The organism is Halocynthiibacter styelae (assembly GCF_016123485.1).
GTDB lineage: Bacteria > Pseudomonadota > Alphaproteobacteria > Rhodobacterales > Rhodobacteraceae > Halocynthiibacter > Halocynthiibacter styelae.
Genome location: NZ_JADCKQ010000003.1, coordinates 21,516 through 46,899, shown reverse-complemented (window position 1 = coordinate 46,899; position 25,384 = coordinate 21,516). Strand labels below are relative to the sequence as shown.

Annotated in this window: 34 protein-coding genes; 11 read left to right on the top strand and 23 right to left on the bottom strand. The window is 55.7% G+C overall.

Annotated features, from left to right (window positions below; genetic code table 11):
- Positions 1–17 precede the first annotated feature (17 nt).
- Complete coding sequence (locus H1D41_RS04665; RefSeq protein WP_107497328.1) at positions 18–719, bottom strand: response regulator transcription factor; 702 nt, start codon at positions 717–719, stop codon at positions 18–20.
- A 360-nt stretch (positions 720–1,079) separates the two neighbouring features.
- Between H1D41_RS04665 and H1D41_RS04660 the strand changes: the two genes are divergently transcribed.
- Positions 1,080–2,675: a phosphoenolpyruvate carboxykinase gene (locus H1D41_RS04660; protein WP_228847823.1), complete on the top strand. Its 1,596-nt coding sequence runs from the start codon at positions 1,080–1,082 to the stop codon at positions 2,673–2,675.
- A 65-nt stretch (positions 2,676–2,740) separates the two neighbouring features.
- Here H1D41_RS04660 and H1D41_RS04655 read toward each other — a convergent pair whose 3' ends face one another.
- Both H1D41_RS04655 and H1D41_RS04650 read right to left on the bottom strand, forming a co-directional pair.
- Complete coding sequence (locus H1D41_RS04655) at positions 2,741–3,367, bottom strand: COG3904 family protein (RefSeq protein WP_228847822.1); 627 nt, start codon at positions 3,365–3,367, stop codon at positions 2,741–2,743.
- An 88-nt stretch (positions 3,368–3,455) separates the two neighbouring features.
- Positions 3,456–4,217 (bottom strand): sulfite exporter TauE/SafE family protein, encoded by a 762-nt coding sequence (locus H1D41_RS04650; RefSeq protein WP_228847821.1) that lies wholly within the window; start codon positions 4,215–4,217, stop codon positions 3,456–3,458.
- A 186-nt stretch (positions 4,218–4,403) separates the two neighbouring features.
- Between H1D41_RS04650 and H1D41_RS04645 the strand changes: the two genes are divergently transcribed.
- Positions 4,404–6,062, top strand: coding sequence for an acyl-CoA dehydrogenase family protein (locus H1D41_RS04645; RefSeq protein WP_228847820.1), 1,659 nt, complete (start codon positions 4,404–4,406; stop codon positions 6,060–6,062).
- Positions 6,063–6,110: 48 nt separating this feature from the next.
- Positions 6,111–6,497, top strand: coding sequence for an META domain-containing protein (locus H1D41_RS04640; RefSeq protein WP_228847819.1), 387 nt, complete (start codon positions 6,111–6,113; stop codon positions 6,495–6,497).
- On the opposite strand, the gene recO is transcribed toward H1D41_RS04640, so the two are convergent.
- The 13 genes from recO to folK all read right to left on the bottom strand — a co-directional run bounded on the left by recO (position 6,494) and on the right by folK (position 16,627).
- Positions 6,494–7,219 (bottom strand): DNA repair protein RecO, encoded by a 726-nt coding sequence (gene recO, locus H1D41_RS04635; RefSeq protein WP_228847818.1) that lies wholly within the window; start codon positions 7,217–7,219, stop codon positions 6,494–6,496. The genes H1D41_RS04640 and recO overlap by 4 nt on opposite strands.
- Before the next feature lie 250 nt (positions 7,220–7,469).
- The gene (locus H1D41_RS04630; RefSeq protein WP_228847817.1) at positions 7,470–7,799 is read right to left on the bottom strand and encodes a DUF1491 family protein; all 330 of its coding nucleotides are present in this window, start codon (positions 7,797–7,799) and stop codon (positions 7,470–7,472) included.
- The gene (era, locus tag H1D41_RS04625) at positions 7,796–8,710 is read right to left on the bottom strand and encodes a GTPase Era (protein ID WP_107497336.1); all 915 of its coding nucleotides are present in this window, start codon (positions 8,708–8,710) and stop codon (positions 7,796–7,798) included. Before era ends, H1D41_RS04630 begins: the two co-directional genes overlap by 4 nt.
- On the bottom strand, positions 8,707–9,393 hold the full coding sequence (rnc, locus tag H1D41_RS04620) for a ribonuclease III (protein ID WP_228847816.1): 687 nt from the start codon (positions 9,391–9,393) through the stop codon (positions 8,707–8,709). The genes era and rnc overlap by 4 nt, the downstream gene beginning before the upstream one ends.
- Positions 9,390–10,172, bottom strand: coding sequence for a signal peptidase I (gene lepB, locus H1D41_RS04615; RefSeq protein WP_228847815.1), 783 nt, complete (start codon positions 10,170–10,172; stop codon positions 9,390–9,392). Before lepB ends, rnc begins: the two co-directional genes overlap by 4 nt.
- Positions 10,173–10,265: 93 nt before the next feature.
- Positions 10,266–10,670 (bottom strand): holo-ACP synthase, encoded by a 405-nt coding sequence (gene acpS, locus H1D41_RS04610; RefSeq protein ID WP_228847814.1) that lies wholly within the window; start codon positions 10,668–10,670, stop codon positions 10,266–10,268.
- Positions 10,667–11,107: a hypothetical protein gene (locus H1D41_RS04605; protein WP_228847813.1), complete on the bottom strand. Its 441-nt coding sequence runs from the start codon at positions 11,105–11,107 to the stop codon at positions 10,667–10,669. The genes acpS and H1D41_RS04605 overlap by 4 nt, the downstream gene beginning before the upstream one ends.
- 26 nt (positions 11,108–11,133) lie before the next feature.
- A complete protein-coding gene (locus H1D41_RS04600; RefSeq protein ID WP_107497341.1) occupies positions 11,134–11,757 on the bottom strand; it encodes a LysE family translocator in 624 nt (207 codons plus the stop codon).
- Positions 11,754–12,509, bottom strand: coding sequence for a pyridoxine 5'-phosphate synthase (locus tag H1D41_RS04595; RefSeq protein ID WP_228847812.1), 756 nt, complete (start codon positions 12,507–12,509; stop codon positions 11,754–11,756). Before H1D41_RS04595 ends, H1D41_RS04600 begins: the two co-directional genes overlap by 4 nt.
- Positions 12,510–12,581: 72 nt before the next feature.
- Complete coding sequence (locus H1D41_RS04590; protein WP_324250258.1) at positions 12,582–13,328, bottom strand: DUF2062 domain-containing protein; 747 nt, start codon at positions 13,326–13,328, stop codon at positions 12,582–12,584.
- A gap of 63 nt (positions 13,329–13,391) precedes the next feature.
- Complete coding sequence (locus H1D41_RS04585) at positions 13,392–15,521, bottom strand: RelA/SpoT family protein (protein WP_228847811.1); 2,130 nt, start codon at positions 15,519–15,521, stop codon at positions 13,392–13,394.
- A gap of 42 nt (positions 15,522–15,563) precedes the next feature.
- A complete protein-coding gene (rpoZ, locus tag H1D41_RS04580; protein WP_107497345.1) occupies positions 15,564–15,917 on the bottom strand; it encodes a DNA-directed RNA polymerase subunit omega in 354 nt (117 codons plus the stop codon).
- A 125-nt stretch (positions 15,918–16,042) separates the two neighbouring features.
- On the bottom strand, positions 16,043–16,627 hold the full coding sequence (gene folK / locus H1D41_RS04575; RefSeq protein ID WP_228847810.1) for a 2-amino-4-hydroxy-6-hydroxymethyldihydropteridine diphosphokinase: 585 nt from the start codon (positions 16,625–16,627) through the stop codon (positions 16,043–16,045).
- A 112-nt stretch (positions 16,628–16,739) separates the two neighbouring features.
- Between folK and H1D41_RS04570 the strand changes: the two genes are divergently transcribed.
- The 5 genes from H1D41_RS04570 (at position 16,740) to rnhA (ending at position 20,075) form a co-directional block, all read left to right on the top strand.
- Positions 16,740–17,306, top strand: a complete 567-nt coding sequence (locus H1D41_RS04570; RefSeq protein WP_107497346.1) for a LabA-like NYN domain-containing protein — start codon at positions 16,740–16,742, stop codon at positions 17,304–17,306.
- Positions 17,307–17,447: 141 nt separating this feature from the next.
- Positions 17,448–18,395 (top strand): 4-hydroxy-3-methylbut-2-enyl diphosphate reductase, encoded by a 948-nt coding sequence (ispH, locus tag H1D41_RS04565; protein WP_228847809.1) that lies wholly within the window; start codon positions 17,448–17,450, stop codon positions 18,393–18,395.
- Positions 18,396–18,404: 9 nt separating this feature from the next.
- Entirely contained in the window at positions 18,405–19,022 is a 618-nt protein-coding gene (locus H1D41_RS04560; RefSeq protein WP_228847808.1) for a LysE family translocator, read from the top strand.
- Positions 19,022–19,624, top strand: coding sequence for a class I SAM-dependent DNA methyltransferase (locus H1D41_RS04555; RefSeq protein ID WP_228847807.1), 603 nt, complete (start codon positions 19,022–19,024; stop codon positions 19,622–19,624). The genes H1D41_RS04560 and H1D41_RS04555 overlap by 1 nt, the downstream gene beginning before the upstream one ends.
- A complete protein-coding gene (gene rnhA, locus H1D41_RS04550) occupies positions 19,617–20,075 on the top strand; it encodes a ribonuclease HI (protein ID WP_228847806.1) in 459 nt (152 codons plus the stop codon). Before H1D41_RS04555 ends, rnhA begins: the two co-directional genes overlap by 8 nt.
- A 53-nt stretch (positions 20,076–20,128) precedes the next feature.
- On the opposite strand, the gene H1D41_RS04545 is transcribed toward rnhA, so the two are convergent.
- Genes H1D41_RS04545 through def (H1D41_RS04520) form a run of 6 tightly spaced genes read right to left on the bottom strand, consistent with a single transcriptional unit; the run spans position 20,129 to position 23,023 of the window.
- The gene (locus H1D41_RS04545) at positions 20,129–20,371 is read right to left on the bottom strand and encodes a GlsB/YeaQ/YmgE family stress response membrane protein (protein ID WP_107497351.1); all 243 of its coding nucleotides are present in this window, start codon (positions 20,369–20,371) and stop codon (positions 20,129–20,131) included.
- Positions 20,371–20,607, bottom strand: a complete 237-nt coding sequence (locus tag H1D41_RS04540; RefSeq protein ID WP_228847805.1) for a hypothetical protein — start codon at positions 20,605–20,607, stop codon at positions 20,371–20,373. Before H1D41_RS04540 ends, H1D41_RS04545 begins: the two co-directional genes overlap by 1 nt.
- An 11-nt stretch (positions 20,608–20,618) precedes the next feature.
- Positions 20,619–21,524 (bottom strand): methionyl-tRNA formyltransferase, encoded by a 906-nt coding sequence (gene fmt, locus H1D41_RS04535; protein ID WP_228847804.1) that lies wholly within the window; start codon positions 21,522–21,524, stop codon positions 20,619–20,621.
- Positions 21,524–22,039: a peptide deformylase gene (gene def / locus H1D41_RS04530; protein WP_228847803.1), complete on the bottom strand. Its 516-nt coding sequence runs from the start codon at positions 22,037–22,039 to the stop codon at positions 21,524–21,526. The genes fmt and def (H1D41_RS04530) overlap by 1 nt, the downstream gene beginning before the upstream one ends.
- The gene (def, locus tag H1D41_RS04525; RefSeq protein ID WP_228847802.1) at positions 22,029–22,496 is read right to left on the bottom strand and encodes a peptide deformylase; all 468 of its coding nucleotides are present in this window, start codon (positions 22,494–22,496) and stop codon (positions 22,029–22,031) included. Before def (H1D41_RS04525) ends, def (H1D41_RS04530) begins: the two co-directional genes overlap by 11 nt.
- A 5-nt stretch (positions 22,497–22,501) precedes the next feature.
- Positions 22,502–23,023: a peptide deformylase gene (gene def / locus H1D41_RS04520; protein ID WP_228848071.1), complete on the bottom strand. Its 522-nt coding sequence runs from the start codon at positions 23,021–23,023 to the stop codon at positions 22,502–22,504.
- A 94-nt stretch (positions 23,024–23,117) separates the two neighbouring features.
- Between def (H1D41_RS04520) and H1D41_RS04515 the strand changes: the two genes are divergently transcribed.
- The gene (locus tag H1D41_RS04515; RefSeq protein WP_228847801.1) at positions 23,118–24,290 is read left to right on the top strand and encodes a MalY/PatB family protein; all 1,173 of its coding nucleotides are present in this window, start codon (positions 23,118–23,120) and stop codon (positions 24,288–24,290) included.
- Positions 24,287–24,826: a L,D-transpeptidase family protein gene (locus H1D41_RS04510; RefSeq protein WP_228847800.1), complete on the top strand. Its 540-nt coding sequence runs from the start codon at positions 24,287–24,289 to the stop codon at positions 24,824–24,826. The genes H1D41_RS04515 and H1D41_RS04510 overlap by 4 nt, the downstream gene beginning before the upstream one ends.
- On the opposite strand, the gene H1D41_RS04505 is transcribed toward H1D41_RS04510, so the two are convergent.
- Entirely contained in the window at positions 24,823–25,173 is a 351-nt protein-coding gene (locus tag H1D41_RS04505) for a hypothetical protein (protein WP_228847799.1), read from the bottom strand. The two genes, H1D41_RS04510 and H1D41_RS04505, sit on opposite strands and share 4 nt — an antisense overlap.
- Here H1D41_RS04505 and H1D41_RS04500 point away from each other — a divergent pair.
- Positions 25,172–25,339 carry a hypothetical protein gene (locus tag H1D41_RS04500; RefSeq protein WP_228847798.1) on the top strand — a complete coding sequence of 56 codons (168 nt, stop codon included), beginning with the start codon at positions 25,172–25,174 and terminating at the stop codon, positions 25,337–25,339. The two genes, H1D41_RS04505 and H1D41_RS04500, sit on opposite strands and share 2 nt — an antisense overlap.
- The last annotated feature ends 45 nt before the right edge of the window (positions 25,340–25,384 follow it).

The following is a 25,384-nucleotide window of genomic DNA, read 5'->3' as shown; positions in this document are numbered from 1 at the left end:
GCTGCGCATCCGTATCGTCACTCTTCGTTGTAACGATAGCCGATACCGTACAAAGTTTCGATCGCAGAGAAGCTATCATCCACCATGCGCATTTTTTTCCGCAGTCGTTTGATGTGACTGTCGATGGTCCGGTCATCCACATAGACCTGATCATCATAAGCCACATCCATCAGCTGATCGCGGCTTTTCACAAAACCCGGGCGCTGTGCCAGAGATTGCAGAAGCAGAAATTCTGTCACGGTCAGGGATACATCTTTGCCCTTCCAGATCACCGCATGACGCAGGGGATCCATGGAAAGGTTCCCGCGTTGCATGACTTTCTGATCTTCTTCAACCGCAACTTCATTGGTTTCCAAAGCTTCCTGACGGCGCAGCAGCGACCGGATGCGTTCAACCAGAAGGCGTTGCGAAAACGGTTTTTTCACATAGTCATCCGCGCCCATACGCAAGCCCAGGACTTCATCAATTTCATCATCTTTGGATGTCAGAAAAATAATAGGAATCTGCGTTTTCGGGCGCAGGCGCTGCAACAGATCCATGCCATCCATACGGGGCATTTTAATATCAAGCACCGCAAGATCGGGCATCCGTTTGGTAAACGCATCCAAAGCGGACTGACCGTCATTATAGGTTTCAACCTCGAAACCTTCCGCTTCCAGAGTAATAGATACTGACGTCAGGATATTTCTGTCGTCATCAACCAGCGCGATTCGGGACATCGGGCTTCCTTTTGCTTTCGCCTTAGATTTTTGAACATTTTCCCGGTTCGACACCGGGAATCAACCGTTAATTGCGAATCACCCGTCGTTTACACGACAGAATATCACCAAAACCCATAACATTCGTTAATCTGCTGCCAACCCGGCCGCCTCTTGCGGATTTTGCTTCATTTACGGGATTTCTGCAACATCACCGAAATTTCATTTACAAATATGTCATTTGATTGCGCTAACTATGGGTCAGCTGCCTGTTCACCCCAATTTCCCCCATGTTAAGAAGATCGCGACTCACCGCAGGGTCGGCCGCCATTTGGGGCGGTTTTTGTAATTCCTCCGCAAGCCGGACACAGGAGCATACCAATGACAGGACGCGTCAACCCTAACTGCAAACTTGAAGATCAGGGCATCTCAGGACTGGGGAACGTCTATTACAACCTGAACGAAGCCGCACTGGTAGAAGCTGCTCTTGGCCGTGGCGAAGGCCACCTTGGCAATGGCGGCACCTTCCTGGTTGAAACCGGAAAACACACCGGTCGTTCTCCGAAAGATAAATTTGTTGTTCGCACGCCTTCCGTGGAAGACACCATCTGGTGGGAAAACAACGCCCCGATGACGCCTGACGCCTTTGATGCGCTGCATGCTGACATGCTGGAGCACATGAAAGGCAAAGATTACTACGTACAGGATCTTTTTGGCGGTGCCGACCCGGCAAACCGTCTGGACGTGCGTATGGTCACTGAATTTGCATGGCATGGCCTGTTCATCCGTCACCTGCTGCGTCGTCCGGATGCGGAAGAGCTGGATGAATTCGCACCTGAATTCACCGTCATCAACTGCCCAAGCTTCCAGGCTGATCCGGCGAAACACGGCTGTCGTTCCGAAACTGTGATCGCGCTGAACTTCGACAAGAAGACCATCCTGATCGGCGGCACCGAATATGCTGGTGAAAACAAAAAATCTGTTTTCTCTCTGCTGAACTACCTGCTGCCCGGCAAAGGCATCATGCCAATGCATTGTTCCGCGAACCACGCCAAGGGCAACCCGGTTGATAGTGCGGTCTTCTTTGGTCTTTCCGGCACCGGTAAAACCACCCTCTCCGCAGATCCTGAACGCGTGCTGATCGGTGACGATGAACACGGCTGGTCCGACAAGGGCATCTTCAACTTTGAAGGCGGCTGCTACGCCAAGACCATCAACCTGTCCGCCGAGGCAGAGCCAGAGATCTACGCAACCACGTCCAAGTTCGGCACCGTGATTGAAAACATGGTCTGGGACAAAGAGACCCGCGAACTGGACTTTGATGATGACAGCCTGACAGCCAACATGCGTTGCGCTTACCCGCTGCACTATATCTCAAACGCGTCTGAAAACTCTCTGGGGGGTCACCCGAAAAACATCATCATGCTGACCTGTGACGCATTTGGTGTTCTGCCTCCGATCGCACGTCTGACACCTGCGCAGGCGATGTATCACTTCCTGTCTGGCTTCACGTCCAAAGTGGCTGGCACAGAAAAAGGCGTGACCGAGCCAGAGCCCACATTCTCTACCTGCTTCGGCGCACCTTTCATGCCCCGTCGTCCGGAAGTGTATGGCAACCTGTTGCGTGAAAAAATCGCCACCCATGGTGCAACCTGCTGGCTGGTCAACACCGGCTGGACCGGCGGCGCATATGGCACCGGTTCCCGCATGCCAATCCGCGCAACCCGCGCGCTGCTGACAGCGGCACTGGACGGATCCCTGGCGGATGCGGAATTCCGCAACGACGAGAACTTTGGCTTTGAAGTGCCTGTATCCGTACCTGGCGTTGCAGATCTTCTGCTGAACCCGCGCCGCACCTGGGACAACCCGGAAAGCTATGACCGTCAGGCCGCGAAACTGGTTTCCATGTTCGCCGACAACTTCGCGCAATACGAAGCTTACATCGACGACGATGTGAAAGCAGTCGCGATTGGGTAAATTGCCCTGACAATGAACGCAAAAAGGCCGCCCAGTGAGGCGGCCTTTTCAATTTTACGGAATCCTTATCGCATCTCACAACGGGCAGCACGTTGTTCAGCCGTTTCCTGCACAGAACTGCGCAGAGGTGTGGTGCTGAGTTTAAACCGGTTGATTTCTGCGTCACTCATCCAGTGGATTTCATCCGGCCCGGCGGCTTCCAGAGTGAACCAGTAAAATGCCTCATCAATGCCCATATCGCGATAGAACTGCAGATAAAGTTCATGTTCCGGTGCATTGCGCGGCAGGTCAGCGCCGCTCACGTTAAATCCGGCGGCCCAGGTGTGCACACCAATACAGGCCCCGGGTTCAATGATCCGTACAGCCCCCATAGTCAGCAAATCTGTCCCACCCGATGCCACCATCCCATTCGCAGGTACAATGGTTGTCAGCCCGGATCCACGTACAAACCGTGACAGCCCGGTCAACGATGCCTCATCATCAGAAGACCCGGGCACATATTGCAGCACAAGTTTACTGGCGGATGGGTTACTCTTCACCGCCTCGCGCAGATCTTCTTCCGTATAAGCATCAATCACCCCGGTAACGATAACAGCATCCGAAGCCTGCACGGTTTCAATGCCCGCACCAAAGCCACAGGCACTGAGGGAAAGCACTGCAAGGGCAGCGACGGAAGAGAGAAAGGTTTTCATAATGGGCCATCCAACAAAGGTGAAGTTGGAGGGTTATGTAATAAATGATTAGCTTATTACAATGATTATTTTACGTTTTACATAAATTTTAGCCCATAGCACCGCGCCGCACAAGGTTCAGCCCGGCGACCACCAGAACCAAAAGCGTTGCTTTCTTAAACTTCGCCTGATCCAGACGGTCCTGAATGGCGAAGCCGATTAACATACCAATGCCCGCCGGAATCAGCATCAGGGCAGAGGCCGGCAGCGTGCGCATGGACACCACGCCCGTCTGTAGATGCGCCAGAAACAGCAAGACCGCGCCAAGGCCGTAAATCACGCCCTGCACCCGCACCTGTTCCTGCTTTGGTGTGTTGGTTGCGGTCAGATAGGCCACGGTCGGCGGCCCCCAAACACCGGACATGCCACCGATAAACCCGGCAATCGTCGCAACCATGCTCTCGGCTTTCAGGCGGTTTTCCGGGGCAACATGGAACTGCACGCCAAGCAATTGCATCAGCGCAAAGGCACTGACCGGCACACCGATAATCAGCAGCAGAATATGCGACGGCAAGTAAGGCACAAGCTGCGCCCCAAGCAAAAGGAACACCGCCCCCACCAGCAAATAGACCCGAAACCGCACAATCGATTCCCGCGCCGCCCGCCAGCCCTGGCGCAGGGCCTGGGTGACATTGCTTAACACAGTCGGCAAGATCAGCATGGCCAGCGCGGTTTCCGCAGGCAGGATCGAACTGATGCCCGAGATCATGATCATCGGCATGGCAAAGCCCACGGCCCCTTTTACTACCCCGGCAAACAAGGTGATCAAAGCGGCGATCACCATCAACTGCATCCCGATTTCTGTGATCATGCCCTGCCCTCCTACGCGTCATGCTGACCCTATCCCGCCAGGTATCAAAGACCAGCACAAAATCACAATTGTTATTATTGTTCAAAAATTGCCGCATTGCCGCATTTTAGTTGCGCTGCACCTGCAAAGTGATTAATCACAACCCTGACGCCCCTTCCGGGCATTCCTGATCTGATGAGGCCCGCCATGACGGATAAAATCCTTCTTCCTGACCTTCTGTCCCTGACGCGCGACAGCCTTGCTCCCGTGCAATCTGTGCTACAAACCGCCCAGGCGAAGGTGCGTGAAATGACACTGGATGGCGACCGGATCAGTGGGGCCCTGCTGGAACAGAATCAACATGCTGCACATGCATTGTCCTGGCTTGCGACCTATGTTGAAGCCCTGCAACAAATGCAGGCCTGGGCCGATCGTCTGAATGCTGACGGCAAATTCGGCGAGACCGAACAGTTGATCCACCAAATCGCCTTTGGGGAATATCTCTGGCAGATCTACGGCGGCATCCCCATGAGCCAGAATGAAATCGCCCGCCTGCAGGACATGGGCCTGACGCAGGACGATCAGCGCGCCCTGATGGCCCCTGCTGTTATGACCCTCTGCAATCAGGGCAACAGCCAGGCCGCGCGGATGCGTCTGGTGGAACTGATGCAGGAACAACAGGGCGTTGCAGTCTTCGGCAACTCCGGCCTCGATGAGGAACTGGAAATGATCCGCGATCAATTCCGCCGTTTCGCCGATGATCAGGTCGTGCCCAATGCGCACGACTGGCATCTGAAAGATGAACTCATCCCGATGGAAATCATCGACAGCCTGGCTGAAATGGGCGTCTTTGGCCTGACCATCCCGGAAGAACACGGCGGCTTTGGTCTGTCAAAGGCCTCTATGGTCGTGGTGTCCGAAGAACTGTCGCGCGGCTATATCGGCGTGGGTTCTCTTGGCACCCGGTCCGAAATCGCGGCGGAACTGATTATCTGCGGCGGCACCGATGAACAAAAGGCAAACTGGCTGCCTAAACTCGCCTCTGGTGAGATCCTGCCAACCGCTGTCTTTACAGAACCAAACACCGGGTCCGACCTCGGGTCTCTGCGCACCCGCGCCACCCTTGATGGCGACACTTATACAGTGAACGGCAATAAAACCTGGATCACCCACGCGGCCCGCACCCATGTGATGACTTTGCTTGCGCGCACGGATCCTGACAGCACAGATCACCGTGGTCTGTCGATGTTCCTGGCCGAAAAAACCCCCGGCACCGATGACGCCCCCTTCCCAACCGAGGGCATGACCGGCACCGAGATCGAAGTTCTGGGCTATCGTGGTATGAAGGAATATGAACTGGCGTTTGACGGGTTCAAAGTGAAGGCGGAAAACCTTCTGGGCGGCGAGGAAGGCAAAGGCTTTAAACAGCTGATGCAGACGTTTGAGAGCGCCCGCATCCAGACCGCCGCCCGCGCGATTGGTGTCGCGCAAAACGCGCTGGAACTCGGCATGCAATACGCGATTGACCGTAAACAATTCGGCAAAAGCCTGATCAACTTTCCCCGTGTTGGTGGCAAACTGGCGATGATGGCGGTTGAACTGATGATCGCACGCCAGCTGACCTATTACAGTGCCTGGCAAAAAGACCACGACAAACGCTGTGACCTTGAAGCTGGTATGGCGAAACTGTTGGGCGCACGTGTTGCCTGGGCGTCTGCTGACAATGCCTTGCAGATCCATGGCGGCAACGGCTTTGCGTTGGAGTATCAGATTTCCCGTGTGCTTTGCGATGCACGCATTCTGAACATTTTTGAAGGCGCCGCTGAAATTCAGGCCCAGGTGATTTCCCGCCGTCTTCTGGGGTAAAACATCCTCTGGCTTGCGCAAATACGCTGCGCAGGCCAGATTTTTCGCATGAAACACCTTCTCCTCCCTGCGGGCCTTCTGCTTCTGACCGCCTGCGCTGATGAAACCTCTTCCGGCTATGCAACGCCCGGGGCGGAATATCACCTGCGCGAAATCAATGGCGCGGCTTTCAACGCGACGGCAACAATTGCCTTCCCGGAAAAAGGTTCAATCGGCGGTCAGGCCCCCTGCAATATCTGGTTCGCGGATCAGCCCGCGCCCTACCCCTGGTTCACACCCGGCCCCATTGGCGCAACCCGGATGGCCTGCGCGGATCTGAATAAAGAACAGCTGTTCTTTGAAGCACTTGAAACAATGACCCTGATCGAATTCAGCGGCCCGGTCCTGCTGCTGTCCGGCGACAATGGCGAAAAAATGTTGTTTGAAGCTCGTTAATCCTGCCGCGCCAGCAGATCAATCAGTCGCTGCCGTGCAGCAGGCAAGGGGCGCGACCCCAGAGACGGGGCCAGGTGATGTGCCAGAAAATGCCCGGTGGTCCGCAACCCATCCCGAATTTCTGCGTCCATCACCGCCCCCTGCCCAAGCAAGCATTGCGGCAGGGGCAACAAACGGTCAGCCCATTCCCCCGCGCCTGCACGGCTGACAGCCCGCCCGGTTTTCGGCGACACATAAATCAGATCATCCCGCGATCCGGTGACCGCGCATTTCGACAACGACAGGCCAAAACCCAGCTCATCCAACAGCGCAGCTTCCCAACGCAAATAGGCCAGCGGCCAGGCCTCTGTTGCAGCAAGCAAATCAAAAAGCGTGATCGTTCGCTGATACAGCCCCGGATGTTTCTCCCGCTCCGCAAAAGCAAAACTGATCAGGGCACAGATCGCATTCAACCCCGCCAGTGCCAGGCGATCATTCATCACACCCGCCGCCCGCGCCCGCAGAGGCTCTACGGTAAAACTGCCTATATGTTCTTCCAGTCGCGCCCGCCAGGTCACATCCAGCTGATTGCCCGGCTGCAGATGCGGCGCGAGTTTGCGGGAGGTGCCTCCGCGCACAACACCCGCATGCAACCCGTGGGTTGCGGTAAATACTTCCAGAATTGCGGCGTTCTCACCATGCCTGCGCACGGATATCAGAACCCCTTCATCACGCCAGTCCATACCAAGAGTATATGGCCCGGAGCAGAAAGGGGCCAGCCCCCGTCGCCCGAAGGCGACTCCCCCGGGATATTTAAAGAACAAAAATGAGTAGGGAAGTATTAGCATTTACCTGCTTTAAAAGATCTGCGGTACAGGCGGGGACGCCGATGGCCGTGAACGGAAATGCGGCCTGTGCCTTCGGGGCCAGGTCGTTTTCATTTTTGTTCTGTAAATATCCCGGGGAACGCGAGGGGCTGGCCCCTCGCCTAGTTCAGGAAAAGCCAGGTTCATCCAACAGGTGACGCCCGGCTTTATCTTCCACCTCAATCACCCAGAGATCCGGATCAAAACTGCGCTGTTTTGAAAGTGCCTGATCGACAGACGCTTCATCCCCCTGCGAAAGGGAAATCCAGGCACGTTCCCCTGTCATCAGATCAAAACTACGCTGAAAGGCTTCGGCCTGGCCATCAAGCGTGTTCAGTTTGATCAACACAGCACCCGCTGTCAGGTCACCTTTTTTCACAACAAACGCCGGAATATCCGCCAGGCGCAGGCGTGTCAGATAGGCCGAAACCCAGAAGTCCGCCGTCAGGCGGCTCATGCGTTTCCGTCACGGAAATTGAGGCCCATTTCATTGTAGCGCTCTTTTTCTTCCAGCCAGTTCGGGCGCACTTTCACCTGCAGGAACAGATGCACGCGACGGCCCAGGAATTCTTCCAGCTCTTCACGGGCAGCTTTGGACACGGCTTTGATTGTTTCACCCTTATTGCCCAGAACAATCCCCTTGTGACCGTCCCGCATAACGAAGATCTTCTGATCCACCTTACAGGACCCATCCTTGCGTTCTTCCCAGTGTTCCGTCTCAACGGTCAGCTGGTAAGGCAGTTCCTGATGCAGACGCAGGGTCAGTTTTTCACGGGTCATTTCCGCTGCGATCATACGCATGGGCAGGTCGGCAATCTGATCTTCCGGGTAAAGCCATGGGCCTTCAGGCACCTGCGTTGCCACCCAGGACTTCAAGGCCTCAACCCCGTGGCCACGTTCCGCAGAAATCATAAAGGTTTCTTTGAAATCATAGGCTTCGTTCAGATCCTGCGTCAGTTTCAGCAGAACTTCGGATTGCACACGGTCAATCTTATTGATCGCCAGCGCCACAATCTGGTTGGCTGTTGTGCGTTCCGTCAGTGCATCAATGATCGCCTGCACGCCTTCGGTAATACCGCGATGTGCCTCAATCATCAGAACAACCACATCCGCATCTGCAGCACCGCTCCAGGCGGCGGCGACCATGGCGCGATCAAGACGACGGCGCGGACGGAACAGACCTGGCGTATCAACAAACACCATCTGCGATTGGCCCTCAAGTGCCACGCCGCGAATGCGGGCGCGGGTGGTCTGCACCTTGTGGGTTACGATGGAAACTTTGGCCCCGACCATGCGGTTGGTCAAAGTGGATTTCCCGGCATTGGGTTCACCGATCAGGGCGACAAAGCCCGCGCGTGTTTCTGTCATTTCTTTTTCTCCAGACGCTCCAGCAGCGCCTTTGCGGCCATTTGCTGGGCTTCGCGCTTGCTGCCTGCGGTGGCTTGTTCTGCCTCACCGGTTTGCAACTGCGCTTCGATTATAAATACCGGAGCATGATCCGGGCCGGAGCGGGAAAGCTCCACATATTTCGGGGGTTGTTGTTTGCGGGCCTGCGCCCATTCCTGCAGAGAGGTTTTGGCGTCGCGTGCATCTGCTTCCACATGGTTGATCCGCGCATTCCAGAGCCGCAGGATCAGGTCCCGCGCCGCGTCAAAGCCACCGTCTTTATACACGGCTGCGATCACGGCCTCCATGCCGTCACCCAGCAGCGCGTTTTTGCGACGTCCGCCAGACAGCATTTCAGAACGACCAAGTTTCAGCACTGCGCCCAGATCAATTTCACGCGCAACATCTGCGCAGGTTTCCTTGCGCACAAGCTGGTTAAAACGCGGCGCAAGCTGGCCTTCTGCCGCCTGCTGGTCAGCTTCCAGCAAGGCTTCGGCCATGACAAGCCCAAGCACCCGGTCGCCCAGGAATTCAAGGCGCTGGTTGTCGTCACGGGTGGGCGAGGACATGGAAGAATGCGTCAGCGCCCGGATCAACAGATCGGGCGCGCGGAAGTCATAACCAATACGGGTCTGAAACCCTTTTATTTCTGCAGAAACTTTCACTCGACCGCCTTAAAGAAACGATCTGAACGCCAGGTCCAGAAATAGAACATACGTTTCCCGGCAGAGGAAAACACCACGCGATCGGCCCGGCCGATCAGGTTTTCATAGGGGACAAAACCCACGCCATTGCGGCTTTGCGGAACACGGGAATCGATGGAATTATCGCGGTTGTCACCCATGAAGAAATATTCGCCCTCTGGCACGGTAAACACAGGTGTATTGTCGGTCGCGCGCAAACCAATATCCAGGATCGAATGGGACACACCGCCAGGAAGGGTTTCGATATAACGGGTTTTCACACAGTCATTGCCTTCACGATATTCACACGCCGGCAGACGGCCCTGACCACCCTGTGGTTCAAACACCTCGCGGAAGACCCCATCCGGCACCTGCGGCGCAGCTTCGCCGTTGATGTAAATGACACTGTCTTTCACCTGAATACGGTCGCCCGGCAGGCCAATCAGGCGTTTGATATAATCCTGGTTGTTGGTCGGATGGCGGAAAACAACCACATCGCCGCGCGCGGGTTCACCGCCCAGGATCCGGCCGGAAAACGGGCAAAGTCCGAAGGGGCAGGAATATTGCGAATAGCCATAGGCCATCTTGTTCACAAACAGGAAATCACCCACCAACAGCGTATCTTTCATCGACCCGGAGGGGATGAAAAACGGCTGGAAGAACAGGGTGCGGAAGATGCCCGCAATCAGCAAAGCCCAGACCACGGTTTTCACGGTCTCAAACAGGCCTTCCTGTTTTGGCTCAAGCTCTTCTGTGGTCATTGCGCGGTCCTGCTTTGCCTGGCCCTGCGGCCCGTTAAATTCTGTCCTGTCGATATGAGGGGCAAGGACCGCAGAGTCAACCGGAAGGCAGAATTACGCCGGTAGCGGGCGGGCCTCAATCACCACAAAAGCCTGCGCCCAGGGATGATCATCGGTCAGGGTCACATGAATGATCGCCTCATGCCCCGGCGGCGTCATTTCATCCAGCCGTTCTTTCGCCCAGCCCGTGACTTCCATCACCGGCTGACCGGTTTTCAGGTTGCTGACCGCCATATCTTTCCAGGAAATCCCCATAGCAAGCCCGGTGCCAAGCGCTTTGGAACAGGCTTCTTTCGCGGCCCAGCGTTTGGCATAGGTCCCGGCCACATCCTTGCGGCGTTCCGCCTTTGCACGTTCGGTTTCCGTGAACACACGTTTTTTGAACCGGTCGCCAAAGCGATCCAGCGTGCCCGTGATGCGTTCAATATTCGCAAGATCTGTGCCGATACCTAAAATCATTCGCGGTTCAGAAACTTTTCTACTGTGATTGCGCCTGTCGCCTGGTTCAGGGTGAATTCCAGGCCAATTGGCGTATTATCGATGCCGTCATTCGCATATTCAAACCCCGGCACCTGAAAGATCAGACCGATGGCCGGGTCATAGCGCGCCTCCAACATGGAAAATTCGATCCCGGTAAAACCAAGAGATGAGGTTTGGGAAATCATCTTGCACTGGCGGATACCAAGTTCATCATCCGGCGGCGACAGCACCAGAATGTGAAACGCAGCCGAAGCCGGCTCCCAGGTGTCAATCAACGCCAGCCGCACCCGTCCTTCTGAAAACGTGCGGGTGTTATCTTCCCAGGGTTCCGCCAGATTGGCCGCAGCAGACTGCCAGTCGCAATCATTCACAACCTGCGCCATCGCACCAGACGCCAGACCGCAGCTCACGGCCATCGAATATATCAGCTTCGTCAATATCATCACGTTAATCTCACTGTAAAAATTTTAAAGGCCGCGACGCCAAAAAATGCCGCGAATGCAAAATCAAAAACGCGCCGCATGCGCGTATATGCACGCACCATTCTGGCCGAAGAAAATAGAAAAGCATAGCCGATAAACGTCATCACTGATCCGGCGTACAGCAAGGCGAAATAGCCCAACAGTGTCGCAAGACCCGCGTCAGCAGGCGCAACAATCGCATAGATTGACCCCCAGCTGAGAATGGCTTTCGGGTTGGTCAGGTGGATCATGGCGCCCTTGGCAAAGATCGCGGTCAAAGATCCGGTCACGGGATTGCCCAATGCAACTTCATCCGATGTCATCGCCCGGCGCAGGGCTTTCAGCGCAAGCCAGCCCAGGTAAGCCACGCCAAAGTAGCGGATCAGTTCAAACACCCAGGCATGGGCCAGCATCACCGCCGACAGGCCCAGTGCCGCTGCAATCCCCCAGGACGCGGACCCGGCACAGATGCCCAGTGCAAAAGCAAGCCCGGCCCGGCGGCCTTCATTCATCGCAGTTCCGGCGATCCCCATGGTCGCTGGTCCGGGGCTGCCCCCGGCCAGGATCCAGGCGATCCAGATCGCGATGAACCCGCCCGTGATCATGCGCGGGCTTCATCCATCAGGCGGCGCATTTCTGAAATCGCAGGCGTCAGACCACGGAACATGGCTTCGCCCATCAGGAAATGCCCGATGTTCAGCTCCATCACCTCAGGAAAGGCGGCAATCGGTTGAACCGTTTCATAAGTCAGACCATGGCCCGCGTGGACTTCAAGGCCAAGGGAATGGGCGAAGGTGGACATTTCGCGCAGGCGTTCCAGTTCTGCATCACGTTCCTCAAACCGTCCTTCAGCATGGGCGTCGCAATACGCGCCGGTGTGCAGTTCGATCACTTCGGCCCCAATGCGGTTTGCGGCTTCGATCTGGGCACGGTCAGCGGCGATAAAGATCGACACACGACAGCCCGCTTCCCGCAGAGGCGCAATGAAATGGGCCAAGCGGTTTTCATCGCGCGCAACCTCAAGCCCGCCTTCCGTCGTCTTTTCCTCGCGCTTTTCCGGCACGATACAGACGGCGTGCGGCTTGTGACGCAGGGCGATGGCCTGCATCTCATCCGTTGCGGCCATCTCAAAGTTCAAAGGCACATCCAACGCTTCCATCAGCCCATCAATATCAGGATCAGTGATGTGGCGGCGGTCTTCGCGCAGATGCGCTGTGATGCCGTCAGCGCCGGCTTCTTCTGCCAGTTTTGCTGCACGCACAGGATCAGGATAATCGCCACCACGCGCATTGCGCACGGTTGCCACATGGTCGATGTTCACACCCAGTCTGAGCTTTCCGGAATATGTCGTGCTCATCATAAACTCCTGTCCGATTCGAAGCTGAGCCTAGGATGTCATCTGAAGATTGTCACTGTGATTATCGCCGGTTTACCCGGGTGTTTCCGTCGTCTTCTTTTCTGCTTCCTGACGGGCTTCAACAGCTTTTTCTGCGGCTTCCATCGCCACCTCCTGGGCATCCTGCCAGTTCAGCCGCGCCTGTTCCGCTTTTTCCGCAGCCTGCACCGCTGCGCCTTCCGCGGCCTTCGCCGCCTTCTGGGCGCGAATTTCCTCGAACTTCTGCCGCAGACGTCCTTTGCGCCGTTTCTGATACAGGTCAATCACCGGTACAGTGATGTAATAGCAAATGATCCCGGCAATCAGCCCCGGAAGAATACCGCCTACAAGATAGGGTAAGAAAAAGGTATTGTAGAAATCCCAGAGGAAGCCCCAGTTCGCATCCTGATCATTAAACATCGCCAGGAAATTACGCCAGAGCGTGGCACCCACCCCAACATCCTGCTGACCCACCACCGCAACCGGCACGTCCCGCCCCATCAGTCCCAGCAGATATTGCCCCAGCTTCAGGCTGGACAGGCCGATAAACGGGAACGTCAGTGGGTTGCCGAAAAACGTAGCCAAAAGTGCCGCAATGACATTGCCACGCAGGATAAACGAGATAAATGCCGCGACAAAGAAATGCAGCCCGAAGAAGGGTGTAAAACTGGTGAACACGCCTGCAAATATGCCACGCGCGATACGGTGTGGCGGATCCGGCAGACGCTGCAGGCGATGCTTTACATAGAGATATGCACGCTTCCAGCCGGTCTTCGGCCAGAAGAAATCCCGTAGCGCCACGAGATTTGATCGCTTATCACGCCTCTTGAAGACCACCCTATATCCCCTGCCCGCAGGCGTTGATTACGGTTTCAGTTCCGGATCACGGTGTCGCTCAATCGAAGCCACATCGCTTTCCGCTTCCAGCGCCGTCATAACCATATGCAGATGCGCCGCATCGCGCAGCTCCACATCAATCAGAAGACTGTAAAAATCCTGTTTACGATCCAGGAATCTCAGGTTTGAGATATTGGCCTTCTGCTCGCCAATCAAGGTGCAAATTCGTCCCAGGACACCCGCGTCATTGCTGATCGTCACATGCAGCGTGACCGCATGTTCTGCCGCATGGCGTCCGGAATGCCAGTGCAGGTCAATCCAGCGATCCGGCTGATCCGCCAGATCAGACAACACCGGGCAGTCGATCCCATGCACCAGCACACCTTCGCCCCGGTATGTTATCCCGACGATACGTTCCCCCGGCACCGGCTGGCAGCATTGCGCAGTCTTCGGGGTTTCATCTTCGGGCAGCCCCAGAACCGCGCCCGCTGCGGTGATCTCATCACCCCGATTATCTGCAAGTTCAGGATATAGCGTATCCACCACATCCCGCGCCGTCAGTTCTGCACTGCCCAGACGCGCCAGCAGAGAATCTGCATTCTTCAGGCCAAGCTGACGTGCAGCCGTCAGCAGCGCCTTATCACTTGCAACCTTGCCAATATGTTCAAACGCAACCCGCGCAAGTTCACGGCCAAGCTTGACAAATCGTTCGCGGTCATCTTCGCGCAGGGACCGGCGGATCGCAGATTTCGCCTTACCGGTTGCCACAATATCAAGCCAGGTCGCCTGGGGGCGCTGGCCTTCGGCAGTGGTGATTTCAACAGATTGCCCATTGCGGATCCGCGTCCACAAAGGCGTGCGAATGCCGTCGATACGCGCACCCACGCAGCTGTCACCAATGCGCGTGTGGATCGCATAAGCAAAATCCAGCGGCGTCGCGCCACGGGGCAGTTTGATGACTTCGCCTTTGGGCGTGAAACAAAACACCTGATCAGAATACATCTCAAGCTTCACATGCTCGAGGAATTCATCGTGATCCTCAGCGGAATCAAACCGTTCATTCAGACTGGCAACCCACTTCGCCGGATCCACCGCAAAGGGGTTTTCACTTTGTTCGCCGTTTTTATACGACCAATGCGCCGCAACCCCGACCTCTGCCACGTCATGCATCTGCGGCGTGCGGATCTGGACTTCAACGCGTTTCCCATCCCGCCCAGAAACGGTCGTATGGATGGAACGGTATCCGTTTGATTTCGGCTGAGAGATATAATCCTTAAACCGGCCCGGGATCGCATTCCAGCGGGCATGGATCGCCCCCAGCACACGATAACAGTCACTGATTTCCCGGGTGATCACCCGAAAGCCATAGATGTCAGAAAGACGCGAAAAGCCCTGGTCTTTCTCTTCCATCTTGCGCCAGACCGAATAGGGCCGCTTGGCACGTCCGTAGACTTCGGCCGTGACACCCGCTTTCTCAAGCTCTGTCTCAATATCGCCGGTAATCTTTTCGATCACATCGCCGCTTTCATCGCGCAAATGCACGAAACGGCGCATGATAGAGGTCCGGCCTTCCGGGTTCAGCACCCCAAAAGTCAGATCTTCCAGCTCTTCGCGCATCCACTGCATACCCATACGGCCCGCAAGCGGCGCATAGATATCCACGGTTTCCCGTGCCTTCTGCACCTGCTTTTCCGGGCGCATGGCTTTGATGGTGCGCATATTGTGCAAACGGTCTGCAAGCTTCACCAGCAGAACCCGCATGTCTTTCGACATCGCCATAAACAGTTTACGGAAATTTTCCGCCTGTTTGGTTTCACTCGATGACAGCTGCAGATTTGTCAGTTTGGTGACACCATCCACAAGTTCAGCAACCTCAGACCCAAACATCTCAGCCACTTCGGCGAAGGTGGATTTGGTGTCTTCAATTGTATCATGCAGCAGGGCCGTGATGATCGTTGCATCATCCAGCTTCTGTTCAGCCACGATCATGGCAACAGCAACCGGGTGCGTAAAATAGGGTTCGCCGGAATGGCGGAACTGCCCCTCATGCATACGCGCGCCGTAATCAAACGCCGCGCGGATCAGATGTTCATTGCATTTCGGATTATATGCACGAATGCAGTCAATCAGGTCATCGACAGTGGTTTCTTCGGCCATTCAGGCTGCACTCTTCTCAGGTCTTACGACCTTTCGCTGGGGTTAACCCTGGCCTTGCGCTTCCATCAACTGACGCAGCAGGCGTTCTTCGCTCATATCGTCTTCAGCAGGCTTGTCTGCTTCAGCACCCATCAGAAGCGCCATAGCGTCTTCTTCAGGTTCATCAACCTCGATCTGGGTCTGATGGCTTTCAATGGCGCGCTCACGCAGATCATCAACTGCCTGTGTCTCGTCGGCAATCTCACGCAGAGCAACAACAGGGTTTTTGTCGTTGTCGCGGTCGACGGTCAGTTCCGCACCTGCAGAAATTTCACGTGCCCGGTGAGAGGCAAGCATTACCAGTTCAAACCGGTTCTGTACTTTGTCGACGCAATCTTCAACCGTAACGCGGGCCATGGGAGCTCCAATTTCCAGGGATGTCTGAAGATACTGACTTACGCTGCACTGCAACGGAATTCAAGCAGGAATTGATGTTTCACAATACCTGCATTTTTCATCCTATGCTGCGCAAATACCCGCTTTTACGGCAAGTCCAGGGGGGTTATGCCATCACATGCCCCCTCAGGAAGGGCTGCAATCAGCTCATCAACCGTTTTGCCCGTCACCGGATGCACCCAGTCCGGCAACACATCGCGCATCGGAATCAGAACGAATCCCCTGTCAGTGATTCGCGGATGCGGCAGGATGATTTCACCAGGGGTTTCCTCTAATTGTGCCGATAAAGGCAGGTTGTGCCAGCGAAGAAAGGTATCGGGATTGGGCAAGACGCAATTTTCTTGCGCCAGCAAATCAAGGTCCAGAGGCCGTGTTCCCCAGCGCTTTCCCCTTATTCTACCTGCGTTTTTTTCCACCTCATGAAGGTGCATTAACACCTCATTCGGGGGCAGAAAAACGTCCAGAACAGCGACTGCGTTTACAAAATCGTTACCATAATCTGCTGGAAAACAAGGGGAATGGTAAAACTTACTGACCAATCGCACGGATATGTCTTCAGACTCAAGCTCCGCAAGGGCAACCTGGAGGCGTTCAACCATCGCCAGCGAGTCGCTGTCATCGTTCGCACCCAATGCGATCACGGCGGTTTTATGTGCTTTCTTACTTTTCAACTGCTTTTCCCCTGCTTATATCCCCTATCTATGGTAAGTTTCGCATCAGAGGTCGCCAGGCCTCTGTAATTAGTAATTCGGGACGAAACGTCACTTTACCGAAAGGGATTACATGTTTTACCGAGACGAACGGCTGGCGCTGTTCATTGATGGCTCTAACCTATACGCCGCTGCAAAGTCACTGGGTTTCGACATCGATTACAAACTGCTGCGCCAGGAATTCATGCGCCGCGGTCGCCTGCTGCGCGCGTTTTACTACACTGCGCTGCTGGAAAATGATGACTATTCTCCGATCCGGCCCCTGGTCGACTGGCTGAACTATAACGGGTTCACAATGGTCACCAAACCGGCACGGGAATACACAGATTCCATGGGCCGGCGGAAAGTCAAAGGCAATATGGACATCGAACTTGCTGTCGATGCGATGGAGCTTGCGCCCCATGTCGATCACATTGTTCTGTTCTCCGGGGATGGAGATTTCAGACCATTGATCGAAAGCATCCAACGCAAAGGTGTCCGTGTGTCTGTGGTTTCCACCATCCGGTCCCAGCCTCCTATGATCTCAGATGAACTCCGTCGCCAGGCGGATAACTTCATCGAGCTCCAGGAACTTAAAGACGTGATCGGGCGGCCTCCGCGCGAGAACTTTGATCCGGCCACGCCGGAAACAGCCGAGTAATACGCAGCATATAAAAAGTATGATCGCGGCAGACCACGACGTCGCGATCATACATCCCTTTCCGGTCCCCCAGCTGAACGCCAGGTCTGGACCTTGAAGCTTCCTGCGCCTAAATGTGAACTACGCAAGCAGGATGCCACCATGACAGCTAAATCCCCCCTGACCATCTATCTCGCCGCGCCGCGCGGTTTCTGCGCCGGTGTTGTCCGCGCCATTCGTGTTGTCGAAATGGCGATCGAAAAATGGGGCGCGCCCGTCTATGTGCGCCACGAAATCGTGCACAATAAATTTGTTGTCGACGGGCTGAAGGCCAAAGGCGCTATCTTTGTCGAAGAACTTACCGATTGCCCCGATGACCGCCCGGTGATCTTCTCCGCCCATGGCGTGCCCAAATCCGTGCCCGCCGCTGCAACTTCGCGCGAAATGATCTGGGTCGATGCCACCTGCCCGCTGGTGTCCAAGGTGCATATCGAAGCTGAACGTCATTCTGCAAATGGCCTGCAAATGGTGATGATCGGCCATGACGGCCACCCGGAAACCATTGGCACCATGGGGCAATTGCCGGAAGGTGAAGTCCTGCTGGTCGAAACCCCTGACGATGTGGCAGGGCTGCAGGTACGCGACCCTGAACAGCTTGCCTATATCACCCAGACGACGCTTTCGATTGATGACACTGCCGATATTGTCGATGCGCTCAAGGCCCGTTTCCCTGCCATTGTCGGCCCGCATAAGGAAGACATCTGCTACGCCACCACCAACCGCCAGCACGCGGTTAAAGCCATCGCGCCAAAGGCCGATGCGATCCTGGTGATCGGCGCGCCCAATTCCTCAAACTCCCGCCGTCTGGTCGAAGTCGGCGCTGCGGCTGGCTGCGACTATTCCCAGCTGGTGGAACGCGCCGCCAATATCGACTGGCGCGCGCTGGACGGCATCACATCCGTCGGCCTGACCGCCGGGGCATCCGCACCCGAAGTTCTGATGGATGAGGTGATAGACGCTTTCCGTGATCGTTACGACGTGACCGTGGAAATGGTTGAAACCGCACAGGAAAACATCGAGTTCAAAGTCCCGCGCGTCCTGCGCACGTAAGAGGCCACCATGACCCCCGAATTCCTGCTGACCGCCCTGATTGTTGTGCTCTCCCCTGGGACGGGCGTGATCTATACGATCTCCACCGGGTTTTTGCGCGGACACCGCGCCGCCCTTGCCGCCGCCTTGGGTTGCACCCTTGGGATCATTCCGCATCTTCTGGCCGCGATCCTGGGTGTTGCCGCGATCCTGCACAGCTCTGCCCTGCTGTTTCAGCTGGTGAAATTCGCAGGCGTCGCCTTTCTGCTTTACATGGCCTGGCAGACCCTGCGCGACAGCAGCAAGCTATCGGTCAACCCGGATAATTCCGCCCCGCGCGCGTCGCTCACCCGCACCGCAACACGCGGCACGCTGATCAATGTGCTGAACCCGAAACTGTCGATCTTCTTCCTGGCCTTCCTGCCGCAGTTCCTCTCCGGCACCCCCGGCACTGCAACCAGCGAAATGATCACCCTGGGCGCAGCCTTCATGGTCATGACCTTCCTTGTCTTCGTGCTTTACGGTGTCTTTGCCTCCGTCGCCCGCCGCAAGGTTCTTGAAAACCCACGCGCGCAAAGCTGGATCCGCCGGATCTTCGCTGCCAGCTTTGCAGGTCTGGGCCTGAAACTTGCGATGGAGAAAGCCTGATGCCTGTCGATGACGAAACAATCCAAGTCTACAACGCGCGCAGTTCTGACTATGCGAAAATCACCACCGAAGATGCAAAATCCCCTGAATTAGGGTCTTTTATCGCCGCTCTGCCTGCCGGTTCTCTGATCCTTGATCTCGGTTGTGGCCCCGGCCATATGGCGAAAGCCATGCAGGATGCTGGTCACCGTGTGGATGCCGTGGATGCCTCACCTGACATGGTGCAACTCGCCTGTGACAGCGGTGTCACAGCCCGCATCGCCCGCTTTGAAGAGGTCGGTGGTCAGGATACCTACGACGGCATCTGGGCCAGCTTCAGCCTGCTGCACGCGCCGCGTGATGCCTTCCCCGATCTGATCACTCAGCTGACCGCAACCCTGAAGCCCGGCGGCCTGTTTTACATCGCAATGAAGCTGGGTGATGGTGAACATCGCGACAGCATTGGCCGCCTCTACAGTTACTTCACTGAAGATGAACTGCTGTCCCATATGCAGGGGGCCGGCCTGGCTGATCCGCAAATCACCCGCGGATCGTCCATCGGCCTCAGCGGCGAAGAAGCCCAACATATTACCATCACCTTAAGAAAGCCACAGAATGCCTGATCTACACGCCTGGACCGATGGTGCATGTTCCGGAAACCCCGGCCCCGGGGGATGGGGCGTTTTGTTGCGTGCGCTGAATGGTGACGATATCCTGAAAGAACGCTGCCTGAAGGGCGGCGAAGGGGAAACCACCAACAACCGTATGGAACTGATGGCCGCGATCAGCGCGCTTGAAACCCTGGAACGGCCGTCTGAACTGACGATCACCACCGACAGTTCCTACGTGAAAGACGGGGTGACAAAGTGGATTTTTGGCTGGAAGAAAAACGGCTGGAAAACCGCCGCGAAAAAGCCTGTGAAAAATGAAGATCTATGGAAGCGCCTGGACGCCGCCCAGGCCCGCCATCAGGTGACCTGGAAATGGATCAAAGGCCACGCGGGACATGCGGAAAATGAACGTGCGGATGAGCTGGCACGCGAAGGCATGGAACCTTACAAAAAGAAGCGATGAGACCTGTACAATCTTTAAACTTCGCCTTTTGCGCGGTTTAAAGATTGTAAAGTTTAGCGTTTCGGGCCGTATTTCTGGTAAAGCCAGATCAGAAGAACAGCCCCCAGAACCGCACCGACAAATCCGCCCAGCCAGCCGATGACCGTTGCAACAAAACGCAAAATCAGGCCACCAATAATTGCCCCCAGCACACCGATTGCAACGGTGGTGACGACATCGGTTTCAAGGTCCATCACACGGGTCGCAATGAACCCGGCCCCTGCCCCGATGATCAGCAAAAAGATAATGATTCCCATTACTTCCTCCAGTGGAAGGGTACGATAAGCAACGCCCCGACCGATGAGACAATGGCATTCACCCCTGGTGAGGCAAAGCCAATTCCAAACATAAGACTGACAAAATAGAACAGAAAAGCACCGCCAACGCAGATGATGATCGACGACAGATAACCATTATGCGTAAACTCTGATTTTTCAGAGGCATAGCCTATAATCCCTGCAACCACGACTGTTCCCATCAAGACCAGAAGCATGTATTTTTCCTTTACAAAACAGTGCCTTTTTCAATCGGCTTGCCACGCTGAAACACCTCTGCATCCTGCGCACCTTTGCCCGCACGTTGCAAGCGCGTAAGGCGCACCGCCCCTTCGCCACAAGCGATAAGCAATTGATCATCCAGGACTTCGCCCGCCGCACCTGCACCTTCGGCAAGTTCAGACCCCAACAATTTCAGGCGGTCCTTGCCCAACATACACCAGGCCCCTGGAAAAGGCGAAAGCCCACGGATCTGACGATCAATTTCAACCGCCGGGCGCGACCAGTCAATCTGCGCTTCAGCCTTGTCAATCTTATGGGCGTAATTCACGCCCTCTTCCAGCTGCGGCGCAGGCGAAAGATCGTCATATTTTTCAAGGGATTGCACGATCATCCCTGCCCCCATCACGGCCAGGCGATCATGCAGATCAGCAGTTGTTTCTGTGGCACCAATCACCAGTTCATCGCGCAGCAGCACGTCACCCGTATCAAGCCCCGCATCCATCTGCATGATGCAGACACCGGATTTTTCATCCCCCGCCATAATCGCGCGATGGATCGGCGCAGCACCGCGCCAGCGTGGCAACAGAGAGGCATGAATATTCAAACAACCCTTTGAAGGGGCGTCCAGAATGGACTGCGGCAGGATCAGGCCATAAGCCACAACAACCGCGATATCTGCCTTCAGTTCCGCAAAGGCCGCGACATCGGCGGGATCTTTAAAGTTCAATGGATGGCGTACCAACAGACCCAGTTCTTCCGCACGGGCCTGAACCGCAGTTGGCCGGTCTTTTTTGCCGCGTCCGGCCGGGCGTGGGGGCTGACAATAAACGCAGGCGATTTCATGGCCCGCATCTATCAGCGCATCCAGGGCTGAAACGGAAAAATCCGGTGACCCCATAAAGATAACACGCATCAGACGCCCCCGGCTTTCATCAGTTTCTGCGCCTTTTTAATCAGCATCTGGCGTTTCACTGGCTTCAGGTGATCAAGATACATCTTGCCTGCCAGGTGGTCGATCTGATGCTGCACAGAGGTCGCCCAGATCCCGACAAAGTCACGTTCTTCAATCTCACCATCCACGTTCATGAATTCAACCGTCACAGCACGCGGGCGGCTGATCACAGCAGAGACACCGGGCAGGTTTGGGCTGGCTTCTTCATGTTCACGTAACTGCCCGGACGCATGCAGCACCTTCGGATTTGCCATCAGCACCGCTTTGCCACGCTCGTCCGAAGCATCCACAACGGCAAGACGCTGCATCACACCAATCTGCACTGCTGCCAGACCAACGCCCGGCATCGCATCCATGGTTTCAACCATATCCGCCCAGATCTGACGGGTTTCATCGGTGATTTCAGTCACATCCGCCGCAGCTGTGCGCAGGCGTTTGTCGGGATATTTCACATAAGCGCGCGGTTTACCCTGCATGGGGTTTCTCCTGATAATCAATGGACAGCACCCCGTTCAGGTGGTCCAGTTCGTGTTGTGTACAGGCACTGGCGAAACCGGCGAATTCGCCCTCCACCACCTGCCCTGTCTGATCCTGCCAGCGCATCCTTACCACAGCAGGGCGGGTCACCGGCGTCAGAATACCGGGGATAGACAGGCAACCTTCGTCAAGCGTTTGTGTCGCCTCAGACGCACCGATCACTTCCGGATTCACCAGAACCTGCGGGCTGCGAGTGCCCTCTTTCCAAGTGGTATCCATCACAAACAGGCGCAGCGGAATACCCACCTGCGGCGCAGCAAGACCGCGACCGGGCGCATCATACATGGTTTCAAACATATCCGCGATCAGCGTATCCAGCATCTCATCAAACCGCGTGACTGGTTCGCAAATCTGACGCAGAACCGGATCAGGGTGCAGGATAATTTTGCGGATCATGGCGCTTACCCCCGCGCCAGTTCACGCTTTAGTTTCTGCATCTTACGGGTGATCATCTGACGTTTCAGCGGCTTCAGATAATCAATGAACAGCTTGCCATCCAGGTGATCAATTTCATGCTGCACACACGTTGCCCAAAGCCCGTCAAATTCAGCTTCACGCACTGCGCCGTCACGATCAGTCCAGCGCACAGCGACTTCGGCCGGGCGGGTGACTTCGGCGAATTGATCCGGGATCGACAGGCAGCCTTCTTCATAAACGCTGAGATCATCACCGGCCTGAATAACTTCCGGATTAAACATCACGATGGGATCAGGCGTTGAATCGCCTTCTTTCTCGCAGTCCAGCACGATCAGGCGCTGCAGAATACCAATCTGCGGCGCGGCCAGGCCAATGCCCGGCGCGTCATACATGGTTTCAAGCATATCATCAGAAAGCTTGCGCAGCTCATCTGTGATGGTTTCAACCGGGGCACAGGCCTTTTTCAGGCGCGGGTCGGGATGGATCAGGATCGGGCGTAGTGTCATGGGCATGATTTAGGCGATCCTGACCGCGCGTGCAACGCCTCTTGCACCTGTGAATAAAGCCTGTAACTTCACCGCAACCGAAGAAGGAAAGATCATGAATTTCGACGAGATGATTGAACGCCGCGGCACCCATTCTGTAAAATGGGACGCGATGGATGCCGTTTACGGCGTGCCAAATGATGAAGGTATCGCCATGTGGGTGGCTGATATGGACTTCCGCCCGCCGCAATCTGTGCAGGATGCGCTGGCGAAAATGGCGGATTATGGCGTTTATGGATATTACGGCGATGAAGGTGATTATCGCGCGGCGATCTGCAACTGGATGAAAACCCGCCATAACTGGGAGGTTGCGCCGGAAGAGATCTTCACGACCCACGGGCTTGTGAACGGCACCGCCATGTGTGTCGATGCATTCACAAAACCTGGCGATAAAATCGTCTTATTCACCCCGGTTTACCACGCCTTTGCCCGTGTGATCGAAGCGGCGGAACGCGAAGTGGTTGAATGCCCGCTGGTTGTTGAGGCTGGCAAATATAAGCTCGATTTCGCGGCTTATGATGCGATGATGACCGGCGATGAAACCATGCTGGTGTTCTGCTCCCCGCATAACCCGGGCGGGCGCGTCTGGTCACAGGACGAACTTCAGGGCGTGGTTGATTTTGCGAAACGTCACGATCTGATCCTGGTGTCTGATGAAATTCACCATGATCTGGTCTTCCCGGGCGCAACCCATATTCCGATGGCAAATGTCGATGACAGCGTGACGGATCGCCTAGTGATGATGACCGCCACCACAAAGACTTTCAACATCGCGGGCAGCCATTCCGGCAATGTGATCATCCACGACGAAGCCCTGCGCAAACGGTTTGCTGCGCGGATGGCCGCGATGGGGATTTCCCCGAACTCCTTTGGTCTGTTCATGGCCGAGGCCGCATATTCCGAAGAAGGCGCGGCCTGGCTTGATGCACTGATCGCGTATCTTGATGAAAACCGCCGCATCCTGGATGAAGGGCTGAACTCCATTCCTGGCGTGAAATCCATGCCGATGGAAGCGACCTATCTATCCTGGGCTGATTTTTCCGGCACGGGAATGGAGCCTGCGGAATATATTGAACGTGTCCAGAAAGATGCAAGGATTGCCGCGAACCACGGGATCACTTTTGGCAAGGGCGGTGAACAGTACCTGCGGTTCAATTTCGCAACCCCGCGCGCCAATATCATTGAGGCTGTGAAACGCCTGAAAGACGCCTTCAGCGACCTGCAGTGAAACGCTTCTTAAGAAACCTTGCCCTGGCGATTATTGCGATCTGCGCGATTCTCGCCGGGGCGATTTACTGGCAGCTTTATCTCGCGCCAGCCCCGCTGCCCCTGGAACCACTGACCGGGCAGATAGACCACATCCTGATTGAGAAGTCCGAACGCCGCCTGACCGTGTTTCGCGACGGGGCAGCCTTGCGGACCTATACTATCGCACTTGGGTTTGAACCCGCCGGGGATAAGTTTCAGGAAGGGGATGGCAAGACGCCGGAAGGTCTGTTCACCATCGACCGGCGTAATCCGCAAAGTGCTTATCATCTGTCTTTGGGCATTGATTACCCGCAGGCTGAAGATCGTGCCCGGGCCTCAGCGGAAGGCGTATCACCTGGCGGCGACATCTTCATTCATGGGCAGCCAAACGCGCGTTCCGGCAACCCCACAATTCCCTGGGACTGGACGGCGGGTTGTATCGCGGTTTCAGATACCGAGATCGAAGAACTGTGGCGCATCACCCCAATGGGCACCACAGTTGAAATCCGGCCTTAGGACGATCCCAGAAGCGCAATCGGTGCATCTTCGTCACGCACAAAATCCAGCGGTGCCTGATCCAGAACCGGGGTGCTGCGCTTAAAGTCGTAATTCATCCGGCCGAATTCTTCTTCTGATGCCACGATCAGACACTGATACAGATGACGTGACCCATCATAAAGATCCACCAGGCCACGCAGGTTTGGTGCATCCGCCGCATCCAGAGAAAACCCTGTATCCCAGAGTTTCAGCACCGGAAACATCCGGTCATCCACCTGGACCCGCAGACGGCTGCTGCGTTTTTCAGCTTTCAGGCGGGCCTGATCCAGACCTTCCTGCACTTCCGGAGAAATATATGTAGACATGTTCAACCTTTTCATCACCCACCCCCATCATCGCGTGGTCACGGTGAAAATCAAGTTAACCTTTTGTATGGTGCCAGCTTTGCGGCAGCAAAAACACAATCTTAAGGTGCATTACCACCATATCCCCCTGACAAGAAAGCAGCCAGCCCGCCTGATCTTCTTCTGATACCAGACGCACAGATCCTGCGCGCGGATCTGCGATGGGTTTAAG